We start from the raw sequence: 13,917 nt of genomic DNA on the forward strand, positions 1-13,917 counted from the left end.
AGGGTGATTATGACACGAGAACAAGCCGTTATTCCGGAACCAGCAGCATGGCCTGGCATCGTGGGGGATATCGTCCTGGCCGTATTTATGGGGACGGTGGGTCTGCTGTACGGAAGCTTGGCTTTACTGGCCGGGGCGTTATATGCCGCGTACGATGTCGCTGCAGGCATCGCAGTTAGACTTCCTGGACCGGGGCATTTGCGTTGGCTTCGAATCGAATCGATGTCCGCGCGCAAAGATTCGCCCGAGCCGCTGCCATCTATATTCTTCTCCGTCTTTCTACTGATGGGAGTTGTGCAGCTGTTGATTGCAGCGGTTACTAACATGGTCGGGGCGGATGCCGCTCCGCCGGAAACCTTCGTGTTGGCGGCGGTGCTTCTATCGATGGCCTTACGGGAAACGCTGTTTCAAATTAAGCTTCGGTTATTCCGGAGGAAGTCGAACTATGACCTGCAATCGCTTGTGGAGAAACATCGCCATGCTTTGTTCTCCTCCGCTTTGCTGCTATCAGGCGTGTTTGGAGCGATGGGCGGGCAAGCGTGGGATCTGCCCATCCTTGTCTATCTTGAGCCTATTGCCGCGATCCTTGTATCCTTACATGTGCTGATTCAAGTATATCGTCTGGTGAAACGCTCGATTTACGGTTCGTCTGCATCGCAGCTTCACGAGGAAGATGCCGCTTCATTGATCGAAACGGTCCAGCGAGTACACGGGGTGATAACTGTTGACGATTTGAAGGCGCAGGAGAACGGCCATTATGTGATCGTGACTGCTAAAATTTGCGTCAACCCGAAGATCTCCGTAATGGAAGCAAATGACATCGCCAATCGGGCCAAAATGCTGTTATTAAATCGATTTTCTCATATTACCGATGTTCGGATTCATGTCGCCCCTTATGAGGCGGGATATCCGTATAAGAGTAATGCCGAGGAATCGGATAGCGACTTGCCGAACTTGCTTCAGTGAGCTGGCCCTGGGATAGAACTGACAGGAAGAAAGAAGGTGACGTTATTGCTTCATTCCAAATACCGCTGGTCACCGCTGCCCTGCGATGAAGAGGCTGCCAGCCGAATCGCCGGTCAACTGAACATTTCCCCGCTGCTCGCGTCTTTGTTGGTTACGCGGGGAATGGAGAGCCCGGGAGAGGCGGAGTTTTTCTTAAAAGGAAGCCTTGCGGATCAACATGATCCCTTGTTGCTCAGCGGCATGAAGGAAGCCATTCCCCGCATTCGACGTGCGGTTGATAACGGGGAGCGGATCCTGATCTATGGCGATTACGACGCCGACGGCGTATCGTCCACGACGTTAATGATTTACCTGATGAGGCGCCTTGGCGCTACATATGACTATTACATTCCACACCGCACCAAAGAGGGGTATGGCTTGCATATTCCAGTGCTGGAGCATTTTCATAAGAAAGGCTTTAAGTTGATTGTGACGGTAGATACGGGGATCAGCGCGGTAGATCAGGTGGCTTACGCCAATGCGGCCGGGATGGACGTGATCGTTACCGATCACCACGAACCCCCGGCGAATCTGCCGGAAGCGTATGCCTTGATCAACCCGAAGCTTCCCTACTGCACGTACCCGTTTAAGGGACTGGCTGGGGTTGGAGTAGCTTATAAGCTGGCTCAGGCGTTGCTCGGGGAGGAAACCCCTGAAGCATGGACAGAGCTAGCTGCGCTGGGGACCATCGCCGATCTCATGCCGTTGACCGGAGAGAACCGTGTCATCGTCAAATCGGGTCTTGCCTCAATGGCGCGTTCGGCTTTCCCGGGAATGACGGCGTTGCTTGGCACTTCCGGCTGGTCCAGCGGAGAGGTGACTTCGACCGCCGTTGCCTTCGGCTTGGCACCGCGAATTAATGCCAGCGGCCGTATGAGCCATGCCAACCGAGCTGTCGCCTTGCTGACGGCGGAGAGCATGGAAGAAGCCGAAGCGATCGCCGAGGAGCTGGATGTGCTGAATAAGGAACGTCAAATGCTCGTTGAGGACATGGTGCAAGAGGCGCTTCAGCAACTGGAAGACCAGGCGGAGGCGGAGGGGGTACCCGACGTGATCGTTGTAGCCGGTGAAGGCTGGAACGCCGGTGTGGTCGGTATCGTTGCCTCCAAATTATTGGAACGTTATTATCGCCCGACCATCGTGCTGGGCATTCATCCGGAAACCGGAGAGTGTAAAGGCTCGGCCCGTTCCATCCCCGGCTTCGACATTTACGAAGCGTTAACGGATTGCGCCGACCTGCTGGATCATTACGGCGGGCATCCTTCGGCGGCGGGGATGTCCCTTGGCCGGGAGCGGCTGGAGGAATTCGGCCGACGGCTAAATGCATTTGCTGCCGGTCGGCTTGGTCCGGAACATTTCGTGCCGGTCTTGCCAACGGATTTGGCCTGTTCCTTGAAGGATGTCACCCTTCAAGCCATCGAGCAGCTTCAGCATCTTGCACCGTTCGGCATGGCTAACGCCTGCCCAAGATTGCTTCTCCGGGGCCTGAAGTTGCTGGAGTGCCGGCAGATGGGCAAAGACGGGAAGCACTTAAAGCTGATTCTCGGTCAAAACGGAAAGACGGTGGAAGCCGTCGCTTTCGGCAAAGGCGAAATCGCCTCGTTACTGGCGGAGGAAGCCTGGGTTGATATCGTTGCTGAAGCCGGAATTAACGAATGGAACGGGGCCCGCAGGCCGCAGCTAATGATCCAGGATCTGGCGGTCTCGCACCTGCAGGTGTTCGATTACCGCGGCTCCCGTAATCCGGCGCTGCAGTTGGAGGAGCTGCGGGGCAAGCTGGGTAAGCTGCCCGCCATCGATTCAGGAATGTCGGCCGTTGTTCTTAATTCCGGCTCCGCTTTTTTCCAGTCCCTTGATTTGAAGGATACCCCGGTTTGGGTATATGATAAGAACGTTGGCTTGTTGCCTGGCAACGACCTTGCGCAAACGGCGGGGAACGACGCGATGACAACGCTGTTTGTCATGGAGCTTCCGGAATCGCCGGAGGGTTGGACCGGGATGATATCCGCTTTTGCCGGACTGGAACGCATTTATATGTTGCATTCGCCGCGTGCGCCGCAGGAGCGAATTGAACCGCCATCCCGGGAGCAATTTAAGCTGGTGTACAGCTTGATCTATCGAGGGGCGGACAAAGGGCTGCGCGAGGAAGATCTGCTGGCTGTGCTTGCCACTCGCACCGGGTGGTCCAAGCGGATGCTGGAGATGTCGCTTGGCGTATTCGAAGAACTAGGATTTATTATCCGGGCATCGGGAATGATTCGGCTTCATCCGTCTCCTTCCAAGCAGGCCTTGGAAACCTCAAACCGTTACCGGGAACTGGGACTGTTGGCTGAAATCGAACAAATGCTGCAGTACGGCCGGGTACCGGAAATTACCGAATGGATGCTAACCCATACTCAGGGTGCTTCATAAATGAATTTTCGAAGTTTCATTGGAAATGATTCGCACGCATTTGAACTAGGAGGAGATTGGTTTGGATTTTAAAGAGTACATTCGGGTGATTCCTGATTTCCCTCAACCCGGCATCAGTTTTAAGGATATTACCACGCTGTTAAATGACGGTGCGATGTATCGCAAGGCGGTCGACGAGCTGAAGCAGCTGGTTTCCCATCTCAAGATCGATCTGATCGCCGGTCCCGAGGCTCGTGGTTTCGTGGTTGGTGCTCCGCTCGCTTACGCGCTTGGCGTTGGGTTCGTGCCGATTCGCAAAAGCGGGAAGCTCCCCTATGAAACGATCGAGGTGGAATACGACCTGGAGTACGGCAAAGACCGTTTGGCGATGCACAGCGATGCGGTGAAACCTGGGCAAAATGTCCTGATCGCTGACGATTTGCTGGCAACCGGGGGGACGATTTCTACCTCCGTTAATCTGGTTCGCCAATTGGGCGGTCATGTTGTTGGCACCGCGTTTCTGATTGAGCTGAGTGAACTGGACGGCCGTAAGAAACTGCCGGAAATCGATGTATTCTCGCTTGTAAAATACGAATAAACCTAAACGAATAACACAAGGGGCTGCAGCCATGAGATTCATGGCTGCGGCCCCTTGTTAGTTCATAAGAGAGCTTAATGTGCAGCGTCTTCATTGTCGTTGCTTAGTTTCAGGACCTGGATCAGCTTGAAGAACAAGCTGAGCAGGATCCCAGCGATCGTTGCAAGCGCCATGCCTTTTAGCGCGACATTTCCCATGGTCAGCGTGGTGCCGCTGAGGCCGATGACGAGCACGATTGTCGTCAATAGCATGTTTGTCGGCTTGGAGAAATCCACTTTCTGTTCGACGAAGATCCGCAGGCCTGAGGCCGCGATAACGCCGAACAGCAGCAGGGATACGCCGCCCATAACAGGAGGCGGGATCACGGCGATCAACGCGGAGAATTTCCCGGAGAAGGAGAGCAGGATCGCAAAGATGGCGGCTCCACCGATGACGAACACCGAATATACGCGGGTCAGCGCCATGACGCCGATATTTTCCCCATAGGTCGTATTGGGCGTCGATCCGACAAACCCGGAGATGATCGTAGAAATCCCGTTCCCCATCAGCGATCGATGCAAGCCCGGGTCTTTAGACAAGTCTTTGCCCACGATATTGCTGGTCACCAGCAAGTGCCCGATGTGTTCCACGATAACGACCAGCGCGACCGGTACAATCGAGATGATGACGGAGGTGTCCCATTGCGGGGTTGTTACTGTCGGCAGTGTGAACCATTTCGCCTCGGCGATGGCAGCGGTATTCACCACCCCCATAAAGTAGGCAAGGCCATAACCAACAACGATCCCGATCAGGATATGGATGATCTTCGGAAAGCCGCGGAACAAGACGGCGCCAAGTACCGTAACGCCTAACGTAACGAGCGACAGCGTGATGTCCGTCCCGTTTGGCGTCCACGCTTTCGTAGCGTCGTTGTTGATCCATCCGGCCATACCGGCCGCAACCGGAATCAACTCCAGGCCGATCAGGGCCACGATGGCGCCCATGGCAGCGGGCGGAAACACGACGTCGATCCACTTGGTGCCGGCGTATTTGATGACCAGGGCAATCACAACGAAGATGGCTCCGGTGACGATAAAGGCCCCGAGTGCCATGGCGTAGCCGTTCCCCGAGTGGCTGGTGATCACCGCTTGAACCGGTGCGATGAAGGCAAAGCTGGAGCCCAGGTAGGCGGGGATTTTCCCTTTACAGATGAGGATGTAGAGCAGGGTGCCGATGCCGTTCATCAGCAAAATCATGCCGGGATCTACCCCAAACAGGTTAGGTACCAGCACCGTGCTTCCGAACATGGCAAATAAGTGCTGCAGGCTTAGCAGCACGCCCGGTCCGAACGGGACTTTCTCATTCACTTGAATTTCACGTTGCAACGCGTTCACTCCTCTATAGGTACGTTCATAAGATAACTATCCCTAATAGGATATAGACAATGCCGACAATTTTCAACAGAAAATTGCTTGACTTTTACATTTTCTCCTTTCATCATCATTGCCAATGGCTGACTGCCGGTATACAACCAGGCTGTAGGCAAACCGTGCGGAGCCGATGTCCGTACAGCAGGGACAATACCCGGAGTTGACGGGAGGGAACGCAAGAGTCATAATTATAGGAAATCAAAATGAGGCGAATTATGCTCTTGTATGCGTTTTTTTAGTATATTTTCATATAGAAAGGAATCAACAGGATCTCAATGGGCATAGAGCAATTACTCGAAAAGGCGTCTGCCTATATAAAGGAACCGGATCTCGATCGGATTCGGGAAGCGTACGAGTTTGCGGACGAAGCCCATCACGGACAGGTCCGCAAATCCGGGGAACCTTATATTCTTCATCCTTTGGCAGTGGCGGATATTGTTGTTAACATGCAAATGGATGCGCTGTCGGTCATTGCGGCCCTGCTTCATGACGTGGTCGAAGACACGACGGTGTCTTTGAAGGAGATACAGGAGCATTTCGGCAGCGATTGTGCTCTGCTCGTCGACGGATTAACCAAGCTGGAACGGATCAAATTCCAATCCAAAGAAGAGCAGCAGAACGAGAACTACCGCAAAATGTTTATTGCAATGGCACAGGACATCCGGGTGATCGTCATTAAATTGGCGGACCGGTTGCACAATATGCGAACCCTCAAATACCAGTCGGAAGAAAGCCAGCGTCGGATTGCTTACGAAACGCTGGAGATTTTTTGCCCGATTGCGAACCGCCTGGGGATCTCGGCGATCAAGTGGGAGATGGAAGATATCGCTTTGCGATACTTGAACCCGCAGCAGTATTACCGGATCGCCAATTTGATGCGCAAGAAACGGGCGGAACGTGAGGAATATATCAAGAATGTCATCGCCCGCATCGCTGAGAAGTTGGAGGAAATGAGCGTACAGGCGGATCTGTCTGGGCGGCCGAAGCATATCTACAGCGTGTATAAGAAGATGACGATGAAAAACAAGCAGTTCAACGAAATTTACGATCTGCTGGCCATCCGGATCATCGTAGACAATATTAAGGACTGTTACGCGACCCTAGGGATCATCCATACCTTGTGGAAGCCGATGCCGGGGCGGTTTAAGGACTATATCGCCATGCCGAAGGCGAACATGTACCAGTCGCTGCATACGACGGTCGTTGGCCCGAACGGGGAACCCACAGAGGTTCAGATCCGCACGTGGGAGATGCACCGGACGGCGGAATACGGGATCGCGGCACACTGGGCTTACAAGGAAGGATCAGGAACCGGAGGCCTGGAGAATAAAATTACGTTCTTTAACGAAATCCTGGAGCTACAGCATGAGGCCAAGGATGCTTCGGAGTTCGTGGAATCGCTGAAAATGGACTTTTTCTCAGACCTCGTGTTTGTATTTACGCCGTCTGGGGAAGTCATCGAGTTGCCGGCGGGTTCCGTACCGCTGGATTTCGCTTATCGGATCCATACCGAGGTTGGCAACCGGACGATCGGGGCTAAGGTGAACGGGCGGATTGTGCCGCTGGATCATCGACTGAAGACCGGGGATATTGTGGAGATACTGACGTCCAAGCATTCGTACGGGCCGAGTCAGGACTGGCTGAAAATCGCCCAATCCTCTCACGCCCGCAGTAAAATCAAGCAATGGTTTAAGAAGGAAAAACGCGAAGAGAACGTGGAAAAAGGCCGCGAAGCGATCGAACGCGAGCTGAAGCGGGCGGGGATCGAGCCGTCCCAGTGGATGAGCGACGATAAGCTGCTGGAGGCGGCGAAGAAATACGCCTTCAACGACATCGACGATATGTTGTCGGCGATCGGATTCGGCGGGATTACCGCCTCTCAGGTCGTGACCAAGCTAACCGAGAAGCTGCGTAAGGAGCAGGAAGAAGCGTCCGGGCACATCGAGTTGACCTCAGAGGTCAAGGAAGTGAAAGCGCCGGAAGAACGCCGGCACCGGCCAACGAATGGAGTCGTCGTCAAGGGCATCGACAATTTGCTCGTCCGTTTTGCTAGATGTTGTAACCCGGTTCCGGGCGACGATATTGTTGGCTATATCACCCGCGGACGCGGCGTGTCGGTGCATCGGAGTGACTGCCCGAACATTCCAGGCGGCGGAGACGGTGAGGAAGCAGCGCGTGTGATCGATGTGGAATGGGAAGAGGCCATCGAAGCGAATTACAGTGTCGATATCGAAATTACCGGGCACGATCGCCGCAATTTCTTAAACGAAGTATTGCAGGCCGTCTCGGAGAGCAAAACGAATATTTCGGCCGTCTCGGGCCGGTCCGATAAGAACAAAATGGCTTTGGTGCATATGACGATCCTGATACGCAATACCGATCATTTGCAGTCTGTTGTGGAGAAGATCAAACGGGTGAAGGATGTGTACACGGTACACCGGATTATGCAGTAACGGATAGAAAGGATTCGAAGATCGATGAGAGTAGTCGTGCAGCGCTGCCGCGAGGCGCAGGTGAACGTAGCGGGAGAAATGGTAGGGGCGATCGGCCCGGGGTTGATGCTGCTAGTCGGTGTGACGCATGAAGACACCGAACAAGACGCCGCTTATTTAGCGGAGAAAATTGCTGGCTTGCGGATTTTCGAAGACGAAGCGGGCAAAATGAATCTCGCGGTGACGGAGATCGTCGGGGAAATTTTATCTGTCTCCCAATTCACCCTGTACGGGGATTGCCGCAAGGGCAGACGTCCGAACTTTATGGCAGCGGCTAGGCCGGAAACGGCGGAGCCACTGTACGAGCGGTTTAATGAGCTGCTTCGGGCGAAAGGGCTGACGGTCGAGACCGGCGTGTTTGGCGCGGAGATGGATGTCGAGCTGACGAACTGGGGGCCGGTGACCCTGATTGTGGACAGCCCTGGTGGCGAGAGTTAATACGAATAGGCAAAAGCGGGCTAAGACGCGAAGATTCCGTGCGTCTGGCCCGCTTTTTGTTAGGAGGTCGCAATCGGGAAGATTTTCTCATAAATGCTGATCTCGTTTTCCGGTTTCATTCCGGCTTTCTCGTAAAGGCGGTAGGCTCCCGTCGGATTGGCGGCGTCAACGCCAAGGGCGACGTTGAATTGCCCCGCCTGATAGGAAGAAGCGAATACATTCTGCAGCAGGGCTAGTGCCAAACCGCGACCACGGTAGGGGCGGCGGACGCCCAAATGTTCAATGTACAGCAAGTCTTCACTCAAGCGGCATAACGTAAACCCAGCGATGGTATCCTTCTCGGAATCCCAAGCGATCATCCACCATCGCTCCTCGAACGTCGGCAGCTGCGTTCTCTCCTGAAACTTCTCCAAGGAAGGTGCGGCAAAATCCCAATGATCGGAGAACGCCTCCGTGTAGGCATCGTAGACGGCTTGTTCATCGCGTCCCTTGACAAAGGGGGCGAGGATGAGGCCTTCTGGTAAAACACCGGCAGCAGGCTCCGCTTCCAAACGGTGGGTCATCCGCTTAAAGTAGCGGACGGGAGCAAACCCTTGTCCTTCAAACAAGGCTGCAGCATCGCTGCACGATGACGGGATCATGCCCTGCAGGCGCTTGGCTTTGCCGGATTCGTTCCGGAGCGCCAGGGCACGCGCTTCAAGCTCTGCAACGAGTGCGGCGCCAACACCCCTCCCGCGGGCGGAAGGCCGTACACAGCCATAGCTGAATAGCTTCTCTTCGCTGTCCTCTTCTAAGAAGGCGTATCCGATCAGATCGGTGTTCTCGTCTTCAGCCACCCATACATTTTGGTCCAGGTCAAAGCTTGACCACATATTCAGAACATCGTCCAGGACGATGTCGGGCGCTCCGAGATCTTCGGTGTCACAAATGGCCACCAGATCGCAGACGGCTTGGGCGTCGTCCAGTGTAGGGCGTCGGAGGCGAAAGCCTGGTTTGTTCATAAAGGAACCTCCTTATGAGGGATTTGACCCATTATACCTCAAGATGGAAACTTTTCCTTTAATTTTATCATAAGTTTTAAACTTCACTAGGATAAGCGGACCGTTTTTGGTACAACCTTGTGGTAAAGAGCATGACAACCAAAGGAGTTGCTGTCCGTGCACCAATCTGCGAAATTGAGAGACTGGCAGTCCATTCCGCTCATTATGGCGGGTCACCGCAGCGAAGCCCGGATGTCGGCCCGTTTGGCCGAGCCGGAACGTTTTGAACGGATGATGCAGGAGACTAAGCCTTCCGCCGAATGGCTGCCTCGACCGGGAAGCTGACGTTGATCATAAGGAGGTATGGGGCATGACCCAACATATTCAGGCCTATTTCAATACGGAGGATCAGGTGGAAGGCGCGCGTATCACTTTACGGGCTTATCAAATTAATGAGGTGGAAGCGGGGCATGTATCTAACGAATGGGGAGAGGACGACCGACTCCAGGTACCGTTGTTACCTCTCAATAATGGGGTAATCAGCGCATCGGGCGCGAACAACCCGGGAATCATTCCTGTGCCCGGAACGGTGCGCGGCGTGCAAAGCGTGCTGCCCGTCACGGTTATGGGGGAGCGTTATGCGGGCGATTCGTTAAACGGAGAGCGCAGCGAAGCTGTTGAAGGAGATCGGCCGATGGCATCGGAATCCCTCATCGACACAAGTGACGAGCCCCAGGGATGGAAATACGTACTTAGCGTAAGGGTGAAGGATAGCGATTACGAGACCGTCGTGCGGAAATTGCGCGAGCAAGGAGCATACATCGCCGAGGCGTAGACCGGTAGCCGTTTTTGATGTTCTCTGTAATATAACTGTAATATTAGATACATGTTCCCTTAACATTGCTTGTTTATAATAACAGCATGACCCCCTTTTTAATATAATACCTTTTGGACCTGCACCCCGTTGGTGACAGGTTTTTTTCTTTGTTTGGACATTTTTCGCGGGCTGGGCTTGACTTTAGTGCGGTGGTTTCATACAATCTAAAAATAACCGTTTGTGTTAGTTAAAATACTGTATTCGATGACGGGAGAAAGTAGTTTAACCCCACATCCACAGAGAGGAATCCCCGACTTCGACGGCGGTCTAACGGACGTATCGTATCTGTTACCCGAGTGGCGAAGCAGGCTGGAAGGATTCCGGTGATGATTAAATGAAAGACTTCCCCGAGAACCGGCGGCGAAATCCTGAAGCGAACCTTCGCATGGATCGTAGACGTACGGCGTAGGCGGGCGATAACCGCTTAAAGCGAATGCGAGGCTTGGAAGTTAACGCGTTGTCAGCGTGACAGGGCAACTTCAGACTCGAATTCGGAATGTGGGTGGCACCACGGGTGATTGCGAACCGATCTCTCGTCCCTGTTTGAATCAAACAGGAACGGGGGATTTTTTATATTGGTTTACGAGTCTGAGATGGAGGGTGAACGATATGGCTTTTCAGAAACCGACAGGTACGCAGGATTTGCTGCCGGGAACCGTCGAGAAATGGCAATTTATCGAAGAGAAGGCCAGAGATTTGTGCCGGCGCTTTAACTATCGGGAGATTCGTACTCCGATCTTTGAGCAGACCTCGCTGTTCGAACGCGGCGTAGGGGAGACAACGGATATCGTTGAGAAGGAAATGTATACGTTTCTGGATAAAGGGGAGCGCAGCATGACGCTTCGGCCGGAAGGAACGGCCGGTGTCGTTCGTTCCTACGTGGAGAACAAGCTCTATGGAGAACCGGACGTCAGCAAGCTGTATTATATCGGGCCGATGTTCCGCTATGAGCGACCGCAAGCGGGCCGCCAGCGCCAGTTCCACCAATTTGGGATTGAGGCGTTTGGAGCGACGGATCCGGCGATCGACGCTGAGGTAGTGGCGCTGGGTTATCAGTTTTGCCGGGAGTTAGGACTTCAGGGCGTGAAGGTGGAGATCAACTCCGTTGGCAATCCGGCCAGCCGGGCGGCCTACCGCGAGAAGTTGCTCGGATTCCTGCTGCCGATGAAGGACAGCTTGTGTAAAGACTGCCAAGCCCGGATCGAACGCAATCCGCTCCGCGTCCTCGATTGTAAGACAGATCAGGATAAATTCGACGGTGCGCCGTCGATCCTGGATAGTCTGGATGAGGAGTGCACGGCGCATTTTGCGAAGGTACAAGAGTTGCTGAGCGCGATGGAGGTCGAATACGAGATCAATCCTCGCCTCGTCCGCGGGTTGGATTACTACACCCATACCGCTTTTGAATACAAAGCGCAAGGCATCGGCGCGATCGACACGATCGGCGGCGGCGGGCGTTATAACGGATTGGTGGCCGAGGTGGGGGGCCCCGATCAACCAGGTATTGGATTCGGCATGGGACTTGAACGGATCGCGCTGATTCTGGAAAAACAGGAGATCGAACTCGGTGCCGTCAAGCCGCTTGATGTGTATCTCATCGCCCTGGGCGAGGCGGCGGATAAGGAAATCACGACCCAGCTGTTTAAGCTGCGGCAAGCGGGATTGTCCGCCGAACGTGATTACCTGGGCCGGAAGATGAAGGCGCAAATGAAGTCCGCTGATCGGATGCAGGCGCGCTACACCGCGATTCTCGGCGACGATGAGCTGGAGCGAGGAGAAATCGCCCTGAAGTCGATGGAGAACGGCGAGCAGCGCACGGTGAAGTTAAGCGATCTGATTCAAGAGTTGAAATAACATTAACTTATAAATATTAGCGAAAAGGGGAGTTACGATGAAACGAACGCATCAATGCGGGGCTCTTGGCACCGCGAACATCGGAGAAACCGTCACATTAAACGGCTGGGTGCAAACCCGCCGCGACTTGGGAGGCGTCCTGTTTATTGACCTGCGTGACCGCAGCGGCATCGTACAGATCGTCTTTAACCCGGCTTATTCCGGTGAAGCATTGCAAATCGCCGACCGGGTGCGCAGCGAATACGTACTGGCCGTCACCGGTAAAGTGGTGGCACGGGATGCCGAAACGGTTAATCCGAATCTGCCGACCGGCGACATCGAAGTACAAATTACGGAAATCGAAGTGTTGAATGCCGCGAAAACACCGCCGTTCTTCATTGAAGACGGCGTCGAAGTTGATGAATCGCTGCGCTTGAAATACCGTTACCTCGACCTGCGCCGTCCGGAAATGCAGCAAACGTTGTGGCTGCGCTCCAAAGCGGCCAAGGTGTTCCGCGATTTCCTTGACGGAGAAGGTTTTATCGAGGTAGAAACTCCGATTTTGACCAAGAGCTCACCGGAAGGCGCGCGCGATTATCTGGTACCGAGCCGCGTGCACCCGGGTGAATTCTTTGCTCTTCCGCAATCGCCACAGCTTTACAAGCAGCTGCTCATGGTCAGCGGGATTGAACGTTATTACCAAATCGCTCGCTGTTTCCGCGACGAGGATTTGCGTGCTGACCGTCAGCCGGAGTTTACTCAAGTCGACATTGAGACATCGTTCCTGTCGCGCGACGAACTGCTGGACATGATGGAGAAGCTGGTGGTACGTCTGTTCAAGGAGACGAAAGGAATCGAAATTCCTACACCGTTCCAGCGCTTGAGCTATGCCGATGCCATGGACAAATACGGCTCGGATAAGCCGGATCTCCGTTTCGGTCTTGAGCTGGTGAACGTGAGTGACCTGGTGGCCACTAGCGGAGTTAAGGTATTTGCTTCCGTCATCGAGAAGGGCGGGGAAGTGAAAGTCCTTAACGCTAAAGGCTGCGGCACATGGAGCCGGAAGGATATCGACGATCTTGGACCGTATGCGGCCCGTTACGGCGCGAAGGGTCTTGCCTGGATTCAAGTGAAGGAAGGCGAATTCCGCGGCCCGATCGTGAAGTTCTTTACGGAACAGGAAATCGAAGCGATCAAGGAACGTACCAGCGCCGAGGAAGGCGACCTGCTGCTGTTCTCCGCCGATAACAAAAAGGTTGTCGCTGACGTTCTCGGCGCGCTGCGTTTGAAAATCGGACGCGACCTCGGTTTGATCGACGACAGCGTGTACAAATTCGCTTGGGTGGTTGACTTCCCGCTGCTCGGCTGGGACGAGGAGCAAAAACGTTATATCGCCGAACACCATCCGTTCACCCGTCCGCGGGAGGAGGATCTGCCGCTGTTTGACACGGACCCGGGCAAAATCCTCGCTCAAGCTTATGACCTCGTGTTGAACGGCTACGAAGTGGGTGGCGGCTCGATGCGGATTTACAAACGCGATGTACAGGAGAAAATGTTCAAAGCGATCGGCTTGTCGCAGGAGGAAGCCCAGGACAAATTTGGCTACCTGATGGACGCGTTCGAATACGGCACGCCACCACACGGCGGAATCGCCTTCGGCTTCGATCGCTTGGTAATGCTGTTGACGGGCCGTTCCAATCTGCGCGAAACGATCGCCTTCCCGAAAACGGCCAGCGCGACCGATTTGCTGATGAACGCGCCTTCCGAAGTAGACGGATCGCAGCTTGATCAGCTTCATATTAAGCTGGCTGCCAAGTTGGCCGAAGCAAAGAAGTAAGATTAGTCGATCGAAGAACGATCTATAAATTGGAAAAGGCTCTCCTGCAGGAGAGCC

General features: G+C 54.2%; 11 protein-coding genes. 9 read left to right on the plus strand and 2 right to left on the minus strand.

Translation table 11 applies throughout. The annotated features are described in order from the left end of the window. Positions 1 to 9: 9 nt before the first annotated feature. From M0651_RS22940 to M0651_RS22950, 3 genes are all read left to right on the plus strand, one after another. Positions 10 to 966, plus strand: a complete 957-nt coding sequence (locus tag M0651_RS22940; RefSeq protein WP_248553992.1) for a cation diffusion facilitator family transporter — start codon at positions 10 to 12, stop codon at positions 964 to 966. A gap of 45 nt (positions 967 to 1,011) precedes the next feature. Next, positions 1,012 to 3,417 carry a single-stranded-DNA-specific exonuclease RecJ gene (gene recJ / locus M0651_RS22945; RefSeq protein WP_248554003.1) on the plus strand — a complete coding sequence of 802 codons (2,406 nt, stop codon included), beginning with the start codon at positions 1,012 to 1,014 and terminating at the stop codon, positions 3,415 to 3,417. 61 nt (positions 3,418 to 3,478) lie between these two features. Next, positions 3,479 to 3,994 carry an adenine phosphoribosyltransferase gene (locus M0651_RS22950; RefSeq protein WP_248553993.1) on the plus strand — a complete coding sequence of 172 codons (516 nt, stop codon included), beginning with the start codon at positions 3,479 to 3,481 and terminating at the stop codon, positions 3,992 to 3,994. A gap of 74 nt (positions 3,995 to 4,068) precedes the next feature. Here the strand turns inward: M0651_RS22950 and uraA are convergent, their stop codons facing one another. Further along, complete coding sequence (gene uraA, locus M0651_RS22955; RefSeq protein ID WP_248553994.1) at positions 4,069 to 5,358, minus strand: uracil permease; 1,290 nt, start codon at positions 5,356 to 5,358, stop codon at positions 4,069 to 4,071. Positions 5,359 to 5,678: 320 nt separating this feature from the next. On the opposite strand from uraA, the gene M0651_RS22960 reads away from it, so the two are divergent. After that, positions 5,679 to 7,856, plus strand: a complete 2,178-nt coding sequence (locus tag M0651_RS22960; protein WP_248553995.1) for a RelA/SpoT family protein — start codon at positions 5,679 to 5,681, stop codon at positions 7,854 to 7,856. A 24-nt stretch (positions 7,857 to 7,880) separates the two neighbouring features. Then, a complete protein-coding gene (gene dtd, locus M0651_RS22965) occupies positions 7,881 to 8,333 on the plus strand; it encodes a D-aminoacyl-tRNA deacylase (RefSeq protein ID WP_248553996.1) in 453 nt (150 codons plus the stop codon). A 59-nt stretch (positions 8,334 to 8,392) separates the two neighbouring features. On the opposite strand, the gene M0651_RS22970 is transcribed toward dtd, so the two are convergent. After that, entirely contained in the window at positions 8,393 to 9,334 is a 942-nt protein-coding gene (locus M0651_RS22970) for a GNAT family N-acetyltransferase (protein ID WP_248553997.1), read from the minus strand. Between the two features lie 156 nt (positions 9,335 to 9,490). On the opposite strand from M0651_RS22970, the gene M0651_RS22975 reads away from it, so the two are divergent. The 4 genes from M0651_RS22975 (at position 9,491) to aspS (ending at position 13,860) form a co-directional block, all read left to right on the plus strand. Further along, positions 9,491 to 9,658, plus strand: a complete 168-nt coding sequence (locus M0651_RS22975; protein ID WP_248553998.1) for a hypothetical protein — start codon at positions 9,491 to 9,493, stop codon at positions 9,656 to 9,658. Between the two features lie 25 nt (positions 9,659 to 9,683). Then, positions 9,684 to 10,148 (plus strand): hypothetical protein, encoded by a 465-nt coding sequence (locus M0651_RS22980; protein WP_248553999.1) that lies wholly within the window; start codon positions 9,684 to 9,686, stop codon positions 10,146 to 10,148. Between the two features lie 651 nt (positions 10,149 to 10,799). Then, positions 10,800 to 12,044 (plus strand): histidine--tRNA ligase, encoded by a 1,245-nt coding sequence (gene hisS / locus M0651_RS22985; protein ID WP_248554000.1) that lies wholly within the window; start codon positions 10,800 to 10,802, stop codon positions 12,042 to 12,044. 37 nt (positions 12,045 to 12,081) lie between these two features. Further along, positions 12,082 to 13,860, plus strand: coding sequence for an aspartate--tRNA ligase (aspS, locus tag M0651_RS22990; protein ID WP_248554001.1), 1,779 nt, complete (start codon positions 12,082 to 12,084; stop codon positions 13,858 to 13,860). The last annotated feature ends 57 nt before the right edge of the window (positions 13,861 to 13,917 follow it).

Source organism: Paenibacillus mellifer, from assembly GCF_023195895.1.
GTDB classification, from domain to species: Bacteria; Bacillota; Bacilli; order Paenibacillales; family Paenibacillaceae; genus Fontibacillus; species Fontibacillus mellifer.

What these genes read in the sequence shown, in the direction of transcription:
- M0651_RS22970 (WP_248553997.1), bottom strand. Translation starts at nt 9,334, where the DNA reads ATGAACAAACCAGGCTTTCGCCTCCGACGCCCTACACTGGACGACGCC.
- dtd (WP_248553996.1), top strand. Translation starts at nt 7,881, where the DNA reads ATGAGAGTAGTCGTGCAGCGCTGCCGCGAGGCGCAGGTGAACGTAGCG.
- M0651_RS22980 (WP_248553999.1), top strand. Translation starts at nt 9,684, where the DNA reads ATGACCCAACATATTCAGGCCTATTTCAATACGGAGGATCAGGTGGAA.
- aspS (WP_248554001.1), top strand. Translation starts at nt 12,082, where the DNA reads ATGAAACGAACGCATCAATGCGGGGCTCTTGGCACCGCGAACATCGGA.
- hisS (WP_248554000.1), top strand. Translation starts at nt 10,800, where the DNA reads ATGGCTTTTCAGAAACCGACAGGTACGCAGGATTTGCTGCCGGGAACC.
- M0651_RS22960 (WP_248553995.1), top strand. Translation starts at nt 5,679, where the DNA reads ATGGGCATAGAGCAATTACTCGAAAAGGCGTCTGCCTATATAAAGGAA.
- M0651_RS22940 (WP_248553992.1), top strand. Translation starts at nt 10, where the DNA reads ATGACACGAGAACAAGCCGTTATTCCGGAACCAGCAGCATGGCCTGGC.